The following is a 17,445-nucleotide window of genomic DNA, read 5'->3' on the forward strand; positions in this document are numbered from 1 at the left end:
AGCCGGAAGGCTCGCCCGAGACTGCGGCGTCGTCGGGAGAGTCGGCACCCGAGTCGACACCGACGACCGAGGAAAGCTCCACCGCCGAAGCGACACCGACCGTCGTGGCGCCCGTCGACGCCGGTGCGGCAGCGGAGGCCTTGAGAGCAGCCAACCCGAACATCGCAGCGGTCACCGTGTACGACGAGACGAACGACCCCAACAACCTGATCGGCCGTCCCGGCCAATACACCTCCGCCGCACAGATCACAGACGGCCGTGCTGCCGGCGGCGAGGGAATCGACGCCGGTGCGGTGGTAGAGGTCTTTGCCACCCCGCAGGAGGCTCAGGCCCGGTCGACCTACATCCAAGAGACCCTCGCTGAGCTCGGTCCGGCGTTCGGGACCGAGTGGCATCACCTGCAGGGCACGCACCTGTTGCGAGTCAGCGGCACGCTCGTCCCGTCGGCGAACGAGGAGTACGCCGTGGCATGGAATGCGTTGTTGCCCGCGCCGTGAGCAGTGTTCGCCGCGCACAGCATCGAGTCCGACGCGAGGACCTCGAGACGAATCCAGGCGTCCCAGGAACGACAGAACTCCCGGTCAGATCGCTCTGACCGGGAGTTCCGGTACTGCCCAGGCGGTTCCTTGGAGAACCACCCACTGTGCGCGAGGGGGGATTTGAACCCACATTCGTGGGAGATCTCCCAGAGTCGGGTTCTGCCGTCCACGACGACGCCCAAGGCTGGTCGCTGCCGACGTTCAGGTACCCGCGCCTCTTCACCACCGCCGGATCGTACGATCCGGCTCGGCGCGATCAGTATCGGCCCATGTCGTACCCAGGGCATCGACACCTGGTCTCCACCTGCGCAACAATCACGCCGTTCCGCCCGCGAGCGGTCAGTGCACGACGACGGGGGTCAATCGGAGTGTCCGGCGCGCGAAAGGAACCACCGCCCCTCAGCCCTGCCACCGTCTCCGCGACTGTTCGTGGATCCTGCGCGATCGGTGGGCTCTGCCTCATCGTGATCGGGTGCGTCGGAATCTTTGTCTCCGACAACGGAACTGGCACGGCAGCGGCACTTGCCGCAGGAACCGCGCTGCTGCTCGTGGGCGTCCTCGCGGACCGAATCACAACGCTCGAAGCAGGCGGCGTTAAGGTCCAGCTCGGCCAGGTCGCCGGCAAGCTCGAAGCAGCTGAGCTTGCCGACCAGTCTGGGGATCACGAGCTCGCCGCGCGTCTGCGCCACGAGGCAGTGGAACTGATCACGGGCAACGCCGCTCAGACGGCGCAGTTCAGCCAGACACGGCAGGCTCCTTCCGGCTGGCGACGAACCGCGGAGCTCGAGCGCCAGATGCACCGATGGGCCGACGAAGCCCGAACCATGTCGCCAACGCGTGCATCGCTTGAGGGCGTGTTCGCAGATGGCTCCGAGGCGAACCGAGCGATGGCGCTGGCCATGATGACCGGTGCACCCTCGGCGGCGAGCTACACGACTGCCATCGACGCCATCACGGCTCCAAGGTCGGCCTTCGAGCAGTACCACGGCCTCGTAGTCGCTCGTCTCCTCGCGTCGCGAAACCCGACCGCGGATGAGACCCAAAGGCTTCGTGAGGTCGTCCAAGTAGCACTGCAGTCGGGTGCCCTTGGAGCGCCCAACTCGGACCGCGTCACCCTGGCGAAGCGCATCCTCGAGCTGACGCCGAACGAGTAGCGGCCCGCAGCGATTGCGCTCCTAAGAGCCCGAGGAGTGCGGCGTCAAGACTGCTTCGCGGAGTGCCGATGCAGTGAGCACCGTTCTTGAAGGGACGCCGCCGTGAGCGATCGGGTGCCACTGCCACGCACCATCGAGCAAGCAGAGGGCCGTGCCGCATTCCTAGTGCTCCTCGAGCTCGTCGGGCGCGAGGTGAGCAGCCTCTGCCAACCCATGCTCGCTGACGAATACGGGCAGGAGTGGCCGCTGACTCTGCAACGCATCTATCTGCCATCGGCGCGGCACGCATCCCCCATCGACCTGTCACTGCTCCTGAAGGAAGTTCTGCGCCAGCCGGGCAGGTCCGGCATCCCGAAAGGGGTGTGCCGCAGCGCATTGAGCCGCGACGCCGAGTGGCTTGACACAGCCCGCCGCGTCCTCCGACTTCGTCACGAGGTCGCGCACCCGGACGACCAGGCGGCCGGCTGGGCGGTGCGAGGAGCAAGGGACCTGGTTGCATTGACGAGCGAAGTCGGGTTGGAGTGCGCGCCCGACTGCGGTGCACTCCTCACACGTCTCCTCGCCCTTCGCGAGGGCACATGGAAGGCAGTCCAGGAGGAACCTCCTGAGCTCGTCGCGTTGCGGGTGCTCGCTGAGGACGACCTGGCCAGGATTCAGCAGCTCGAGGCCGACATGCTGTCCAAGGATGAGCGCATTGCCGAACTCGAGCGCGTCGTAGAGACCAGCGCGCAAACGCCGACACCCACTTCTGCCGACGAGGTAGTGGAGCCTGCTACCGCACCTGCGCGCAGTCCTCACCGGCCGTCCGCCGCACCCAGGACATCCCGGCCGCGCACGCGGACTACGTCTCCACCGGTGCGCGCCTCGGCTGCCGTCACGGTGCCTGGCGCGATTGTCGCCGCACGTCTCACTGAGACTCCCGAGGCGCACGACACTCGCTGGGATGCAGCCCTGCGGCGGCTCGGAGATCGTGCGGTCGCCACCTCCGCACCACTACCCGCATCGGGACAGCCGTGGCCGTTCGCGCTCGGCAAGCAGCGTTGGGTGCTGTCTGCGGCGCGACGACGCATGACTCGCAACGCCGACAAGGCGACCCTCGAGAGCTTGGTCGGTCAGGCCGCAGCCGACGAGCTCGTCGAGGAGTTCCTGGCAATCCGCCCCGTCGGCGGCAAGGTGTTCGTTGACGAGGACCTCGACGCGGTCGCTTGGCTCAGCGGGACGTGGGTGTACCTCGGACGCCTGCGCGATTCGGCCCAGCCCAGCGTTGTCGCGCCTGGCACCGTCATCCCGGGGCCTCCGCAGGGTCGCAAGTACAAGATGACCTTGGACGGCACGATCACGTCGGCCGCCGGCGGCCCCACCCTCCAGTCTAAGATCGGCTCACGGGCAGAGGGGGTCGCGGATCGTGTACGCACAATCAAGCCCTCCGGCGGCCGCGTGTGGGTCGACCGCGCGACGCGTCTGATGACTGCCGTAGTCGGTGGGCGGACCGTGGTTGTCACAACACTCGAGCCGCAGGATTGGTTCGCTTGGCTGGTCGCCTGACCGCACCACCCTGCATTTCCCTACCCGCCAGCGCCGACGCGGCGTTCTACTTCGCGTTCGAGCGACGCGCACACGGTCCCGGATCACGCAGCCAGTGGCACGATGTATGTAGTTGTTGCGTACCCGAGCTAACTGAATTGCGTCGTGGGTGCGAGCGAGAACCTGCGCCGAGCACACCGGGGAAGGGACGGGGATGACGTGGCCAGCGGTAGCCAGCCCATCGCAAGCTTCGGCGCCTACGGCATCGTGCGTGAGCGCTCACGTGGAGAACTGGCCGCGTTTGCCGCCAAGGTCTCATCCGACATCGGCCAGAACGCCCCACGGTTGGCGGCTGCTCGGTTGCGCGCCGGTGCAAGGGTGGCACGGGTCCGCTATGACCTCCTTATTGCGGGAGCGGACCTTCGCCTGACCGACAAGGACGTCGTGGACCTGGACGCCTATGAGGCGCTGCAGACTTCAGGTGGCGCACGTCCTCATCACGACAAGAAGGGGCGACGCATCGACGATTCCGCTCCGGGGGTTCTGATCGGACGTGCGAATCTTCGCGAGGCACCTCACCCCTTTCCCCCGCCCAAGATCGTGCGGGGTGGGCTTCCGGGTTCTGGGCGCCGCTGATACCTTTCGGCGGTTCACCGCGAGGGCAAACCCTCAGAGGTCCTTTCGTGGAAACTTGCGCGTCGGTCTCCGCTACCGCGAGCAGATGCAACTGCTCCGTCGGGCGGCTCCGATCGTGCGGAAGTTCCACTGCCTCGCCGAGACTCTGCCAGACCTCCCGCTATCAGTTCGTCGCTTCGGGGAACCGCTGCCCCCGCGACACCGCCAATGTCCCGCGAGTGCTGGACGCGACCTCGTCGGTGCCGGAGCCGTGCCGCTCGAAGTCGTCGTGATCAGGTACCAGGAGCTGACGGACGTCGTGGGCTCCGATGGTTATGTGCGTGGCCCAAACGTTCGCTGTCGAGTACGACACGACGCCTCCCAGCTCATCCCAAGCAGGTTCGGGACTGACCTGCGTCGATGCAACGAGTCTGGCCGATCGCCGCGAGCCGTCCAAGGACCGTGCCCACCGGTCATGGAAGTAGGACTGGGTTCAGCAGCCGTTGGCGAACGCGCATCACGACTCGGCAGAGGGAAGAACACATCTTGTTGGCCTGGCACTTGCCGGGAACAACCCGACCAGCGTTGGGCTCGGAGCCTCCATAGCCGAGCACATCAATGTCGTACCCGCTGGTTGGCGAGAGCCGACGACGGGCTGCCAGGCTGCCTTCACACCGCGCCGCTTTGCCGGCGTGACAAGCTCCACCGCCGCTGGGGTGACCTCGAACGCTCCCGTGACGACCTGGGCGATGTCTGCACCCCCAGCGAGCACGATCTGCCCGTCTCCGGCCGTCACCGCGACCACAGCGTCACCGACGGTTACGTCCAGGCGTCCACGGGCAGCAGCCGGCAATGTCAGCCGACCTGCGACGTATCGCGACGCGACCTCGAGCGGGCTGGTCGGCAACCCGACGCTGACGTATACACGGCCCGGTTCGACGCGGAGGACGACTGCAACGTCGTCTGCCCAGCCGAGCGCCGGAGCCAACTTCGTGATCGAGAGCCGGTTCTGTGCGTCAAGTACGCAACAGACCAGACCCCGCTCGACGCCATCTCGCTCGGCCCACGGGGACGACTCCTGACCTGCGGTGTGCCAGAAATGCTCGGGGTCGGCGACGGGAGCGGCGCCGGTGCCGCGGATCGCGCGCAGGCGCGTCCGGATGCTGTGGTGGGTGACAAGTCCGTGAACCATGTCCGGATTGGTTCCCGGTAGACCGAGTTCGACAATCGCCCCGTCAGTCTCCGACCCATGGCTCACGACGTGGGATGGCTGCGCTTGGCCGCCGCCCCCGGACTGTGAGGAGTGCGGAGCTACCGACTCGGCATCCTCGGGGGAACGACAGAGAGTCGGGAACCCTTGGGTCCCCGACTCTCGGTCTCCCTGGGAAATCTCCCAAGGATCTGTGGGTAGTTGCAGAAACTCGCTGACCTCGCGCAGAACTGCAGCTTCGCGAGACCGAGGCACACCCTGAGCGACGTCTCAGGCACACCTTGCGAGGGCGTCGACACGCGTGCTCCTCGAAGGATGGCAAAGGGGCCCGGTTACAGGAGCCTGACCGGGACATGCCCTCTGTGGTTCCGAACCCCACAAACGTCGACGAACGATCGCGACGATCGCGTTGCCGACCCCCTTGCGGGTTAGGCTTCGAGAGATACTCAGGCGATCTGCAGGCGGTACGCCTTCGCGACGGTCTGCAGGTCCTCGTCGTGGGCGCTGATCAGCCGGGCCGGGTACTCAGTCGGGTAGATCGTGGCGTTCGGGCGCAGCCACAGGGCGTAGTTGCGGCCCCACCCGCGCTTGGACTCCCACGTGACCCCCAGCGGGTGTGCGCGTCCGTCCAGCTCCAGGCCATAGAGCACATCGGCGATCGCGGTTGTCAGCTCCCGATCCTCGCCAAGGAGGTGCGCCGTCGTCAGCCCGCTCTCAGGCACGCCGTACCGCGTCAGTCGGGTGCCCATCTTCTGCTCCAGGACAGCGATGGACCGGCCAGCGAGGATGTCGATGAACTCCCCCTGAGGGAGCTCGACCGGCCAGAGGCGTCGGTCGGCCCGCCACTGCGCCCAGTCCTCCTCGGGGACGTCGTCAATCTCATCGGCGCCCATGAAGTTGGCGTCGGCGCTGGGCGCGGGGAGGCGCTTGTAGGCACCCAGCGCTTCGGCGTATGCCGTCTGCGGGGTCTCACCGAAGTACGCCGTGCGGCCCTCGACGTCGAACCTGCTCCAGCACCGCCGAGGGTAGGGCGCGTTGTGGTGGGCGAGCAGCGAGTAGACGGGGAGTCGGTCAGGCGGGTTCAGCGGGCCGTGCTTGAACCGTGCGACCCGCCAGACCACTCGGGCCGCAGGCCGCATGAGCGCCAGAGTTGTCGCTCTGTCGATGCGCCTGCTGTCGTCCCCGGTCATTGAGTCAGCCCGTCCAGTCGTCATTCACCTGTGCGTCGATCGCCCGGACGACTTCGACGTCTCGGTCCTCGCGGATCGCCGAGATCGGTGTGCTCTCTCCCAGAAGCGGGTTGCCCCCAAGGAACCAAGAGCGAGCGACGCCTGGGCCGTCATGTGCGGTGATTGCGGTTAGCGCTCGGTGCGCGAGTCGCAGCCGTCGCTCGACCGCGGCGTCCCGCACGACACGGGTTCCGGCGATCCACTCGCCGGGCGCCTTGCGATCCTTGATGCCGGCTGCAGCAGCAACGAGCGTCGGTCCAAGTGTGTCGACGAGTTCACGGACGGCCTGGGGCAGGTCGACCTTGAGCGAGTCACGGTGATTCTGAGCAATTGTGAAGTTGGTTGGCATGAGGTGGCGGCCTCCTTGGCCTACTGCCGGTTCGGACCCAGCTTGCGCCTTGCTGCCGGATGGACCCGGCCGCTGGCTCCGGATCCGGCGTCCGACCACGCTAGCACTAACCACCCCTCAAAGCACCTGCAGCCACCCATGGACCACCCTTCGATCCCGCTCATCCACCCGGCGCTTAAGACGCCGATACGATCCGGGCAACCACTCGTCCGGCCACGAGAACGTCAATACTGCATCAGTAATGACATCCTTCTGACATGCGGACAGGGCGAACCGTGCTCGCTCGCGAGGCGCTGCGGGAGTTCGCGGAGGAGCAGAACGGCATGCTTACCCGGCGCCAGGCGGTGGAGGACCTGGGACTGAGCTCGGGTGCGGTCGACAACCTCGTCGCGCGGGGTCGGCTGGATCGGGTCGCGCACGGGATCTACCGCTACCCGCACCTGCCGGGGATGGCGGATGAGCAGTACCAGGTCGCCTTGCTACGGACCGGGGACCCCGATGCTGCGCTCAGCCACGAGACGGCCCTGCAGCTGCACGAGCTCAGCGACGTGAACCCCGCCCGCTACCACGTGACCGTGCCGCAGCCCCTTCGAATCCGGCGCAGCGACAACGACCGGTACGTCGTGCACGTGCAACCGCTCACCGCCCGCCAGGTCACCTGGTGGCACCAGATGCGGATCGTGACGCCGGCGGCCGCGATCGAGCAGTGCCTGGTCTACGGGACGCCGACATATCTGCTGCGCCAAGCGATCGACCAGGGCCAGCGCATCGGATCGGTGCGAAACGACGACGCCACGCGACTCCGGGCTGCACTGGAGACACGGACATGAGTCGCCATCCCCGTCAGTGCAACGCTACCCAGACCACGCAACCTGGAGCCTCTGGAGTCCTCTGGCGGTGCGGAGTAGCGCGTCGCCCTGTCCTGCGAGGGCCTCTGCCCCTCCCTCATCGAGGATGATCCGGCTGTCCGTTGCGGTCTTGACTCGGAGTGCGAGCTGAGCGGGCAGGTTCGATCGGATCGTCGTCGAGATGACATCGGCACTGGGCCTCTGCGTCGCAGCGATCACGTGGATCCCAGCGGCGCGAGCCTTCTGCGTCAGCCGCCGCAGCAGCGCCTCGATCCTCGTCTTGTCGTCGGGGTCGCTGGTCAGATCGGCGTACTCGTCCAGCACGATGACGATCCACGGCTTTCGGTCTTCGACCGCCACCGCTTCGTTGTACTGAACGAGGTTGCGGGCGCGAAGGGGACGCATCAGTTCGTACCGCCGCTGCATCTCAGCGACGGCGTCCTCGAGAATCTCGAGCGCGTCGACGGCGTCGCCCCCGATGAGGCCCTCGGTGTGCGGGTCATCTTCGAAGTCCAGTAGTTCGGTTCCCTTTGGATCGACTAGCTTGAGCCGCAGCGACTCGGCCGGGTACCTCGTCAGGCCGTGGAGGATCGTCTCCAGCGCGACGGACTTCCCGCTTCCGGTGGTACCTGCCACAAGTAGGTGGGGTGAGTCCGGTGACGAGAAGTCCAACTGAACGGGCTGTCCGGCGATGTCAGCACCAATGGGCACGACGAGCCGGCCGACTTCAGGCGGACAGACCTGCCAGAGGTCGCTCGCCAGCACTGGATAACGCTCGTCGGGCGTCTTCGGGACCTCGAAGACGATGGTGCCGCGGTCGAGCGAAGTACGGATCTGGTGACCTGCCGGGAGCTGAAGCGAGAGGGCGATCTCGTTGACACGGTTCACCACTCGGTCGACTGTGACCCCGGCCTTCGGGGCCACCCGAAGGACGTAGAAGCCGGGTCCTTCGAGCCATGGTTCGGCGTTGGCAGGGGCAACCGGCACGTTGTGTACTCGAAGCACGTCCAGGACGCGCTCGTACCGCACTCTTAGCTCAGCGTCCCCCAGTCCGGCCGCCCGGCGGCTTGGAACGACCATCTCGATTGCGGCTTCGACTGCACTGCTGGTGTCGTCGCTTGCTGGCGTAGGCGCTGGCTCGCTAGCGATCAGCTCGTGCGCCATCGCAGCATCTCGTCTTGCGGCTTGCAGCAGAGCAGCCGCTCCAGCCGATGGCTCGATTCCGGCGACCAGGTCGCTGATCACCTTCCGCAGTTCGGGCTGGTTCAACCTGACCAGGGTGTGCGCGCCGAGTTCCGACGCGCTCGGCGCATCGTCCAGATTGGCCGCCGCCACAGCAACGGCTACGCCCCGAACTGAATCGAGCATGACCTGTCCTGTACGAAGCGCTCCGATGATCCGCGCCTCGGAGGACTCACCGCCGAGATCGAGGTACCGGCGGGCCGGCAGCTCCGCCGCAGACTGGCGGATCGCACTCGTCTGCTCGACCGCGGCGGCGAGTTCCTGGAACCAGAACTCCCGGTCGTCTGGCGGAGCGTCCCCCGAGCGGAAGGCCGCTTGACACAGTTCGGTCGTGCGATCGAGCTGTTGCTCGGCTGCGCCGATGTCGAACGACTGTCTGAACTTCGACTCGACCACCAGAATCTCGAGGCGGACTTCGTCGTCCTCATCCAGGGTCAGCAAGAAGCGGCCCAAGTCAGCCCTCGTCCGCTGGCTCCGGCCGAACCAGCTCTGCTGCTCATCGAAGCTGATCCAGACTTCCAACCCCGGACGATCGGTTCGGACAGGTATCTGCTGGGCGACAGCGAACCTGCTCGCCACGAGCCCGACGATCTCGTTCGTGGCTCGCCCAAGGCCTAGTGCACGAAGCACCGCCCCGGGCACCACGTTCCGCCCGACTTCGTAGATCCGCTCCGCTGTTGCGCCGGCGGACAGCGCATCGGCAACACCGATCTCCTTGAGCTTTCGACCCAGGCGCTGCACCACGAACCGTCGCCCCGTAGCCGAGCTCACGATGAGTGTGTAGGCCTCGTTCTTACCGACCCCGGGTCGCACGAGGATGACGTCTGGCTTGTCATCGAGGGCATCGATCTGATCGCGTCCGATGAATGCGTCGAGTGTCACGACCCAGTGCGCGACCTGATGCAACTCCTGGAACAACTTCTGATGACGGTCGAACCTGACTTGCATCTCGAAGTAGTCGGTGTTCCCGATCGCTTGAGGTGCTACGGCTGAGTGCGCGTCGTGCCGGACACACAGAGTCGACCACGTTTCGAGCAAAGGATCGCGCTGGCCAGGAAGCATCGCTCGGACGACGTTCTGGCTGGTCTCTTCGATGTCGTGAGTGGATCGATGCAGCCACGGGTCGTAGGAGCCCGAGATGCCGGCGGACGCGTCCCTCGTCTTCTGATTCAAGGTGGTGCGCGTACCGAAGAGTGCTGGCGCCAGGGCGAGATCAACACGGTCCCGGAACGCCTCGAGATTGGGCTCGGTTTCAGGTACCCAGTCACGGAGAACTAGTTGCACGTCAGGCAAGAGTCGCTCGTCGCCGACTTCGTCGTCAGCGAACTCCGCGTCGAATGCTCGGATGATGTCGTGATGCCCAGCAGGGTTCGTCAGAACCAGGAGTTCGAATCGGATCCGTGGGATCCGCGCCCTGATTCTGCGGGCCAGCCGGAGCGGCAGTCGGGGCGACTCCTCGCGATCCAGCAAGAGCAGCGACAGGCCGTCCAGCTTGTGCGGGTACGTCTCGACGTACGACGCTTTGACCTTGACCAGCTCTTCGACAGCAGCGTCGTCGACCGCGGCGAGCCAGTCCCGGGACTCTCTCCCGTTCTGGCGGAGTGGCACGTACTCCTCATGTCCGCCCGACTCCCGAACGGCGATAGCGACGATCTCGTCAGGTCCGACGACAAGGGGCGGCGTCCTGTGTGGCGAAACGCGCTGCAGCCACTCGAAGAAGAGCTCGTTGTTCTCCGGGTTCAAGTCGAGTCCGGTTGCCAGACACTGGACCAGGAGTTTCGACATTCGGCGTAGGTGCCGAGCGAGCCACCGCAACCGAAGCGGGTGTGTCGCCAGCATGACCAGTCGACTCTGGCTCAGCTGGAGGACGTCGGTGAGGACCACCGACGCGAGGTCTTCATCAGGTGCGTTCGCTGGCACAAGAGTTTGTCGAGCCTCGTTGAGGATGGGTTCCCACTCGGCCAGGTACTGATCGAGTGAGTCCGCATCGATGCCCGAAACCCAACTCCTGAGGTGGTCGTCTCGAAGGTCCGCCAGCCGAGACGAGACCGGGCCGGAGTTTGGTGCCTGGATCTGGCGTTCCCACTCCCGAGGATCGTTGAAGCCCTCGAAGAACGTTTCGAGGTCGCCGTCGAACTGCTCGCCAGGGACCACCGAGTAGCCGACAACGAGAGCGGCGAAGGCAGTCAGTCCCGGAGTGGCCAACGGGTCCCATCGGAACCGTCGGACGCCGACGTCCGAGATCGACACGACAAGCCGGAGTGGGGCCCACGACACCGGTGCTTCGAACTCGCTTTCCTCATCGAGTTCAGGCGGTGCGGAAGCGTCAAGCAGCGAGTCGTCCACTCGGAGGGTCAGCCGTCCCTCCTCTGCGCGTTCCCGAACGCCACTGAGCGTTGGGCCGTACAGGAAGGCGAACAGCCACCTCGACCAGGCTCCGACGTCGTCCGGTCCCTCGACGCGTAGCTCCGCGGCTGCATCGGAGTTGTCGTCGAGAACACTCAGAGCGTGGAGCAGCGCTCGGAGCGGGTCTGGCTCGATCTGCGAGTCGGGAAACGCGACCTTCTCGACGCGCCGACGGAGGGCTGGCGGCAGTGTTTCAACCAGTGGGCGAAGTGCCTCTGGCGGTTCGGCCCGGAGGAGTTGCTCAGCGGCTCTCTGCTCGCTGTGATCCAGGCCCGCCTCCACGTCGAGGTCGTCGAACTCAGAGAGCCGGGATTCCGCCTGTGTGGCGATCGAGGCTCTGACCTGCTGTCCCAGCCCTGCCCGCTCTGCACGCCGCTCGTACAGCTCGAGCCACAGACTGAGGTCCACGCCGGCGCGGGCTCCCGCCCCGCCTCCGAGTACCACCTCCCGCATTCGATCCCGCGCCTGCGGGTCCGAGAGACCGAACCTCTCCAGGGCCGACGTCGACAGTTCGGCTGCGGCGATGCGTGCGAGCACGTCGTCGTCCGAAATGAACGGCCCGCTCGGCTGTCTGCTCTGGCTGACGTTGACGTTCCTCGCCAAGCGCGACCGTGCTGCTGCGTCGCTCACGAAGAGATCGACGTCAGGGAACAGATCCAGCTCACGAAGGCTCTCTGCCGCCGCACGCTCCACCACATCAGGCGTACGCAGAGGTGCTTGCTGAACCTCGAGACAGGAGGCGATGACGTACGCAGTCCAGCGCCGAAGTGAGAGTCGGCCGCTGGCACCGATGGCTTCTCTCACGACGCTCAGGACTGCGGCCAGGTGGCTTGGGGGCTCGCCGGATCCGCCGGCGAACGCCCAAGCCGCGCGGTTGACCAGATCGAAGCGGGCGCTGTCGTTCCCGTCCTCTTCGTTCAGCAGGCTCATGTCATCTAGGCGATTGACGGCCGCGAGCCCTTCTTCGTCTCGCTGGGCGTCCCAGTCGAAGAGGACGATTGCCGGAACGTTCTGGTTACGCCAGTGGGTGAGCGTCTGGCCCTCCTGCAGGAGGTACTCCGCTGGTACCCCCGGAACGGGCGCCTTGGTCCCGACCTTGATGACGAGGCCTGACGAGCCGCGCTCACGACCGATCCGCTCCAGCGCACCCACCGCGGCGATGACCTCGTCGTTCGCGAACCCTGTTACTCGCAACGCCGGCCTCGGACCGAACCCCTGCGTCAGCAGCGAATCCCAAACGACGGTCGCGACGACCGCTCCCACCACGTCGGCGACGCCCGGCGTCATCTCGGCTCCCCATGAATGATGCTCGTGGCGTCGGAGTAGTGCGTCAGCAGGCCGGCTGACGCGAGTCGAAGTTTGAAGGCTTCCGCGTTGAGCGCGAAGACGCCAGCGTCAATGTCCGTGGTCAGGCCAGCGGACCGAGCCGTTCGGTCGTCGACGACGAGCCCGAGTTCCGTGTGGAGGCGTTGGCAGAAGCGGTAGAACTCGACCTCCTCGCCGGGGGCGAGAAGGGCAGCTACGAGCGCCTCCAGCATCGGCGGTTTGAAGGTGAAGTGCCGACGCCCGCTGGTGGAGTTGAGGGCACCGACAGCAGCGAGAGTTTCGGAGAAGAACGCGCGAGGCGACTTCGTGATGTTCGCGTTCGGTTGCGCGAACTTCGCCCAACGCTCGGCCTGATCGACGTCGCCCCGCTCACTCGCTGCCTGCTGGTGTTGGGCTGCCCTCTCCGTCAGTGCCTTCGCGATGTTCCAGCGAAACTTGTCGAGGCTCTCCTGGGAACGTCGCCTGAGTGGATTAGCATCGTGAGTCGCGTCCAGCAGGATCATCGCGTCCGGCTCGCCCAGCGCTCGTCGTGCAAGGTGCAGTTGATGCCGCGCCAGGCAGTACGGCACCCAGTGCATGAGACTTTCGGTCCTCTTCGCACGAGGAACCTGAGTTCGACTGACGATCGAGTGGACACCACGCCTGAGGAGCTCGGGCCACGGGCTGTCGGCGTCTCGCGGTTCGCTCTCCGATTCGGAAAGGTCGGTGAACTCTGTCGGTCGGGCCGCGTCATGAGACTGCAGCGCTGCAGCAACCCGTCCGAGCGGAGTGCCGCTGTCGCCTACGAGGACGGCGAGCCCGTCCCGGGCTTCTGTTCGTCGAACGCCGTCCGGGTCGGAACGCAGCACGTGGTACGCCCAGCCACCCCCGTCCCGGAAGACGTAGCGCTCGATCGCAGGAGCTCCCCGTCTCTGGACAGCGTCGTAGTGGACGAGCTCTCCGACGAACGGGTAGAAGTGCGACGAGAACCATCGTGGGGTGCGCCTCCTGCCAGGAACCTCCACGAGCAAGGACGACAGCAGAGCGGAGAGCGTCTCGTAGGCAGCATCTCCCTGTACCGCGGAGGCCAGAACCTCCTGCTGTAGCTCTTCACCGACTGCAATGCGCCGAGCAAGGTCATGGGACGCGCGCACGTACGTGACATGCCCGCTCGTCGGAGCGAGCAACTGATTCGGATCGAGCAGCATCACACCGCGCGCGATTGCCAGCAGCTCCAGTGCGACATAGAACCCTCGGCCCTGCTCCTGCACATTCACGCCGAACAGTTCTTGGACCAGCGACGCGCCACCGCGATCGTGCGAGGTGGCCATCACGCACCGCCAGACCTGATGCGATCGCCTACGTCGATCGTGAGCGTGCGGCGTTCGCCACCAACGAGAACACCGATGTCGTCTTCGTCGGCGGCTGTAGGCGCGAGGGCGGCCAGTGCACTGGTGAGACTCCGGATCTCGGCCTCGTGCTGGCCGCGGCTGCTCAGGCCAGCGGCCCATCGGATGAGCAGCTCGAATCGCATCAGGTCGAGTTGGACAGGGATGACGGCGCCCCCTGCTCCTGGGAGGCGCACGTAGACAGATCGGCTGGACCACTCGACCGCCCGAGGAAGTTGCGGTTGCACGGTCCCGGCAGCGGTCCACTGCTGGTTCTGCGAGACGATCTCGACGCTGCGGCCTTGGATCCGCTTCGCGATGACGGCAGCGCGACTTCGATGGGAGAAGAACGCAGGGTCGAGCACCAGGAAGTCCGGCGAGTCCGCCGGTCGATGGACTCCCTGGACCGCCTCAAGACCTCGAAGCAGCGCATCGCGCACCTTCACGAGGCCGGCCTGGGTTCCCTCGTTCACGGCGAGAAACTCGTCGCCGGATTCGAGGCCGAGCCGACTCAGCCGGTTTCGGCTGGTTCCTTCGAAGTAGTCAAGACGGCGTAGGAAGACGATCGCCGATCGCAGGAGCTCTGACTCGCGCTGGGCCGCAGTCCGAGATTTCGGGCTGCCCTCGTCTCCTGACGGCTCCGGGGGGAGGAATGGAACGTTCGCGGTCTCGGGGTCCAGAGTGTCGTCCACCCACCGCAAAGCGGTCTTGCCGGGATCGAGGCGCCGGATGGCTCGGAAAGCGGGCACCTGCCGTCGCTTCTGCGACGTGAGTAGGTCCCCGAAGAGAGCCTGGTGGTAGAGGTAGGGAAACTGCCACGAACGGTCTGAATCATCGCGGCGGTACCGCTTGTGGACGTCCTCACAGACGAGACCCCCGCTGATGGAGTGTGCGGTTAACGCCAGGGCTTGCCGAGTAGTGACGACGGCACCCGTCCGTTCCGCCGTACTGAAGACGTGGCGGAAGGCCGTCTGCCGCTCTGTGCCGCGTCCCTCCTCGGCCAACGCCCCGTGATTGGCGTAGATCGGGCAGACGGGTCTGGCGTCGCACTGCTGGCAGGCTCGCCACCGACGGCGATCCGCTCCCCACGCGTTGACTGCCCAGTCCACCAACCCAGCTGAGGCGTCCGGGGCGACCGATTGGTAGTTCAGGTTGATCACGTACACGGACGAGTTCTGGTCAGCAACCGTGCCCTTCTCGATTCCTGCCTCGAGGGTCTGCGTGATGACCCTCGCTCGTCCGGACTCGTCGGCGGCGACAGAACTCCTTAGATGGCCTTCGTTCGCGCATACGATCGCGACACCGTCCTGTGGCGAGTCGAGCAGGCTGACCAGGAGCGCTGAGGCGGGATCGGTCTCGAGTCCGCTCAGGTCGACCATGAGAGACAGCGGCCGTCCGGACTTGGTGTGGGCAGCCGGCGCCGAAGCGTCGCCAAGAGAACGGACTGCGTCGGCGGCCTGCACGGGCGATCGTCCGAGCTCCTCCAGAAGTCGAGCGCAGAGACTGGTCTTGCCGTGCCCGGCATCACCAGTCAGCACGATGAGACGGGTTGCTGGCATCTCGATCAGCTGCTCGAGATAGCTGAGGGTCGAGACGCGGAACGATGGCTCGTTAGGGTTGGTCTGTTCGTAGATGAGCTCGGCGCTGTCGGGCTGGAAAGGCTGAAAACGACGCAGTCGACTGACGTGGGTGTTGACCTCGAGCGCCATCGCTGTTCTTCCCCCCGTGGACTGTTCCTCGTCTCAAATTGAACCTACCGCGACGGTACGACGGGGCTGCTCGACTTGAAGGTGCGCGTCGCGGCACTAACACGGATGAACCAGGATGGCCCCGACAGTGCCAGCGGGTGCCCCGGCCGAATCGGAGGTCGCATGGAAGCGTGGGCGAGCACGGAGAAGGGTCGACACCTCCGCGGGCGCTCGTCGAAGAACACCGCTCCTGAGCTGGCGCTACGGCGCGAACTGCACAGGCGTGGACTACGGTTCCGCCTGCATGTCACGTTGGAACGAGGCTGCAACCCGGACCTCGTCTTGCCTCGTCATCGCTTGGCGGTGTGGGTCGACGGATGCTTCTGGCATGGGCACAGCAGTCACACGTGGACCCCGAGAACAGGCCCGAACGTCGATCTCTGGAGAGCGAAGATCGAGGCCAACCGTGAACGGGACGTCCGCGCACTCGCACTCGCGTCCGAGTCGGGCTGGACAGGCATCCGCGTGTGGGAGTGTGAGATCAAGGCCGATGTGTCCGCGGCAGCCGATTTGGTCTCCTCTCGGACTGCCCCTCTGACGTGAGCGAGTCGCACACCATGTGGGTGCGCTCGAGTACGCTCGGAAGCTGGACTGGACCCAACCCCGCGCAGCCGTCAGGAGTGATGTTCGTTGTCGACGGTGCACCCACTCCGTCGCAGGCATCGGCCCGCCTTCGAGAGTGGATCGAGGACTCTCTCGGTAGTCGATCTGTTCGCCGGGTGTGGGGGACTCACGCTCGGAACGGCTGAGGCGGCCCACGCGCACGGCTTCGCGATTGACGTGCGGCTCGCCGTCGACTTCGAAGATGCGGCAATCCGGGCCTACCAAGCGAACTTCCCGTCCGCGAAGACGCAGGTGGCAGCCGTTGAGGCGATCTTCGACGGTGATTTGGGCAGCAAGCCGAGCGGGTCAGAGCTCTCAGTTGCTCGCTCCGTGGGCACTTTGGACGTCCTCGTTGGCGGTCCTCCGTGCCAGGGCCACAGCAGCCTCAACAACCACACGCGGCGAGCTGACCCGAAGAATCGCTTCTACCTGAGAATGGCTCGTGCTGCGGAGGTACTCCGCCCGAAGGTCGTTCTCATAGAGAATGTGCCCGCGGTTGTCCATGACTCTGAGGGCGTCGTGGACCGAGCCACGAAAGCGCTCAACGCTGCCGGCTACACCGTGACGAACTCGATACTCGAACTCGTGCGTCTGGGCGTCCCCCAGAAGCGGCGCCGCCACGTCCTCCTGGGCATCAGGACCGGACTCGTCGGCGATGACATCGACTTGGGGGAGGTACTCGCCGCTGGCACGCAGAGGTCGCGCGACCTCCGTTGGGCAATCGGTGATCTCGCGAACCAGACCTCGAACTCGTGGGTGGACACCCCGTCGAGACCGAGCGCCGAAAACTCGGCACGCATGCAGTGGCTGATCGACAACGACGAGCACGACCTCCCGAACCGGCTGAGGCCACCGTGTCACCAGGGCGATCACTCGTACGTATCGATGTATGGCCGCTTAAAGTGGAAAGAACCCGCGCAGACAATCACCAGCGGGTTTGGCAGCCTCGGCCAGGGAAGGTTCATGCATCCGTCTCTGTGTCGAACCCTCACTCCCCACGAGGCCGCTCGAATCCAGGGCTTCCCGGACTACTTCACATTCGATGCAGCGGTAACCAGAACCGAGCTGTCAGTCATCATCGGCAACGCAGTGCCCCCTGCCCTGGCCGCGACTCTCATAGCACGGCTCATCGCTGCCGACGTCTTCGGCGAGCCCGACACATCGCGGCCCGCTCCAGAGTGACGCCAGCCTCAAGCCCTGCGGGACCTGGTGACGAGGGTGCGCACTAGGGCGTGTCTCCCAAGTCCGCGTTTCGGCCCATCGTGGGGCTAGGTTGCTTGATCTG

13 protein-coding genes are annotated in these 17,445 nt (G+C 65.8%); 7 read left to right on the forward strand and 6 right to left on the reverse strand.

Going from position 1 to position 17,445, the window contains the following annotated elements:
* From CTE05_RS20375 to CTE05_RS16985, 4 genes are all read left to right on the forward strand, one after another.
* Positions 1-497, forward strand: a 497-nt coding sequence (locus CTE05_RS20375) for a PGRS-family protein (RefSeq protein WP_186814914.1), incomplete at its 5' end; no start/stop codon positions are given.
* A gap of 590 nt (positions 498-1,087) precedes the next feature.
* The gene (locus CTE05_RS16975; RefSeq protein WP_146847495.1) at positions 1,088-1,693 is read left to right on the forward strand and encodes a hypothetical protein; all 606 of its coding nucleotides are present in this window, start codon (positions 1,088-1,090) and stop codon (positions 1,691-1,693) included.
* A gap of 102 nt (positions 1,694-1,795) precedes the next feature.
* Positions 1,796-3,238: a hypothetical protein gene (locus CTE05_RS16980; RefSeq protein ID WP_146847496.1), complete on the forward strand. Its 1,443-nt coding sequence runs from the start codon at positions 1,796-1,798 to the stop codon at positions 3,236-3,238.
* 198 nt (positions 3,239-3,436) lie between these two features.
* Entirely contained in the window at positions 3,437-3,853 is a 417-nt protein-coding gene (locus tag CTE05_RS16985; protein ID WP_146847497.1) for a hypothetical protein, read from the forward strand.
* Between the two features lie 496 nt (positions 3,854-4,349).
* Here CTE05_RS16985 and CTE05_RS16990 read toward each other — a convergent pair whose 3' ends face one another.
* The 3 genes from CTE05_RS16990 to CTE05_RS17000 all read right to left on the reverse strand — a co-directional run bounded on the left by CTE05_RS16990 (position 4,350) and on the right by CTE05_RS17000 (position 6,620).
* A complete protein-coding gene (locus CTE05_RS16990; protein ID WP_146847498.1) occupies positions 4,350-5,024 on the reverse strand; it encodes a hypothetical protein in 675 nt (224 codons plus the stop codon).
* 464 nt (positions 5,025-5,488) lie between these two features.
* A complete protein-coding gene (locus tag CTE05_RS16995) occupies positions 5,489-6,181 on the reverse strand; it encodes an RES domain-containing protein (protein WP_186814915.1) in 693 nt (230 codons plus the stop codon).
* Positions 6,182-6,236: 55 nt separating this feature from the next.
* A complete protein-coding gene (locus tag CTE05_RS17000) occupies positions 6,237-6,620 on the reverse strand; it encodes a hypothetical protein (protein WP_146847500.1) in 384 nt (127 codons plus the stop codon).
* Positions 6,621-6,877: 257 nt separating this feature from the next.
* Here CTE05_RS17000 and CTE05_RS17005 point away from each other — a divergent pair, with 257 nt between their 5' ends.
* Positions 6,878-7,450, forward strand: a complete 573-nt coding sequence (locus CTE05_RS17005; RefSeq protein ID WP_146847501.1) for a type IV toxin-antitoxin system AbiEi family antitoxin domain-containing protein — start codon at positions 6,878-6,880, stop codon at positions 7,448-7,450.
* Between the two features lie 24 nt (positions 7,451-7,474).
* Here the strand turns inward: CTE05_RS17005 and CTE05_RS17010 are convergent, their stop codons facing one another.
* Genes CTE05_RS17010 through CTE05_RS17020 form a run of 3 tightly spaced genes read right to left on the reverse strand, consistent with a single transcriptional unit; the run spans position 7,475 to position 15,518 of the window.
* Positions 7,475-12,403 (reverse strand): FtsK/SpoIIIE domain-containing protein, encoded by a 4,929-nt coding sequence (locus CTE05_RS17010; RefSeq protein WP_146847502.1) that lies wholly within the window; start codon positions 12,401-12,403, stop codon positions 7,475-7,477.
* Entirely contained in the window at positions 12,400-13,752 is a 1,353-nt protein-coding gene (locus CTE05_RS17015; protein ID WP_146847503.1) for a hypothetical protein, read from the reverse strand. Before CTE05_RS17015 ends, CTE05_RS17010 begins: the two co-directional genes overlap by 4 nt.
* The gene (locus CTE05_RS17020) at positions 13,752-15,518 is read right to left on the reverse strand and encodes a hypothetical protein (protein WP_146847504.1); all 1,767 of its coding nucleotides are present in this window, start codon (positions 15,516-15,518) and stop codon (positions 13,752-13,754) included. The genes CTE05_RS17015 and CTE05_RS17020 overlap by 1 nt, the downstream gene beginning before the upstream one ends.
* A 162-nt stretch (positions 15,519-15,680) precedes the next feature.
* Here CTE05_RS17020 and CTE05_RS17025 point away from each other — a divergent pair, with 162 nt between their 5' ends.
* Both CTE05_RS17025 and CTE05_RS17030 read left to right on the forward strand, forming a co-directional pair.
* Positions 15,681-16,100: a very short patch repair endonuclease gene (locus CTE05_RS17025; RefSeq protein WP_146847505.1), complete on the forward strand. Its 420-nt coding sequence runs from the start codon at positions 15,681-15,683 to the stop codon at positions 16,098-16,100.
* A 96-nt stretch (positions 16,101-16,196) separates the two neighbouring features.
* Positions 16,197-17,342: a DNA cytosine methyltransferase gene (locus tag CTE05_RS17030; RefSeq protein ID WP_246123724.1), complete on the forward strand. Its 1,146-nt coding sequence runs from the start codon at positions 16,197-16,199 to the stop codon at positions 17,340-17,342.
* Positions 17,343-17,445: the final 103 nt, after the last annotated feature.

The sequence above is a fragment of the Cellulomonas terrae genome, assembly GCF_007990265.1.
Taxonomy (GTDB): Bacteria; Actinomycetota; Actinomycetes; order Actinomycetales; family Cellulomonadaceae; genus Cellulomonas; species Cellulomonas terrae.

Coding starts and splice junctions, on each gene's coding strand:
- CTE05_RS16990 (WP_146847498.1), bottom strand. CDS start 5,024: ATGGTTCACGGACTTGTCACCCACCACAGCATCCGGACGCGCCTGCGC.
- CTE05_RS16995 (WP_186814915.1), bottom strand. CDS start 6,181: ATGCGGCCTGCGGCCCGAGTGGTCTGGCGGGTCGCACGGTTCAAGCAC.
- CTE05_RS17000 (WP_146847500.1), bottom strand. CDS start 6,620: ATGCCAACCAACTTCACAATTGCTCAGAATCACCGTGACTCGCTCAAG.
- CTE05_RS17005 (WP_146847501.1), top strand. CDS start 6,878: ATGCGGACAGGGCGAACCGTGCTCGCTCGCGAGGCGCTGCGGGAGTTC.
- CTE05_RS17010 (WP_146847502.1), bottom strand. CDS start 12,403: ATGACGCCGGGCGTCGCCGACGTGGTGGGAGCGGTCGTCGCGACCGTC.
- CTE05_RS17015 (WP_146847503.1), bottom strand. CDS start 13,752: ATGGCCACCTCGCACGATCGCGGTGGCGCGTCGCTGGTCCAAGAACTG.
- CTE05_RS17020 (WP_146847504.1), bottom strand. CDS start 15,518: ATGGCGCTCGAGGTCAACACCCACGTCAGTCGACTGCGTCGTTTTCAG.
- CTE05_RS17025 (WP_146847505.1), top strand. CDS start 15,681: ATGGAAGCGTGGGCGAGCACGGAGAAGGGTCGACACCTCCGCGGGCGC.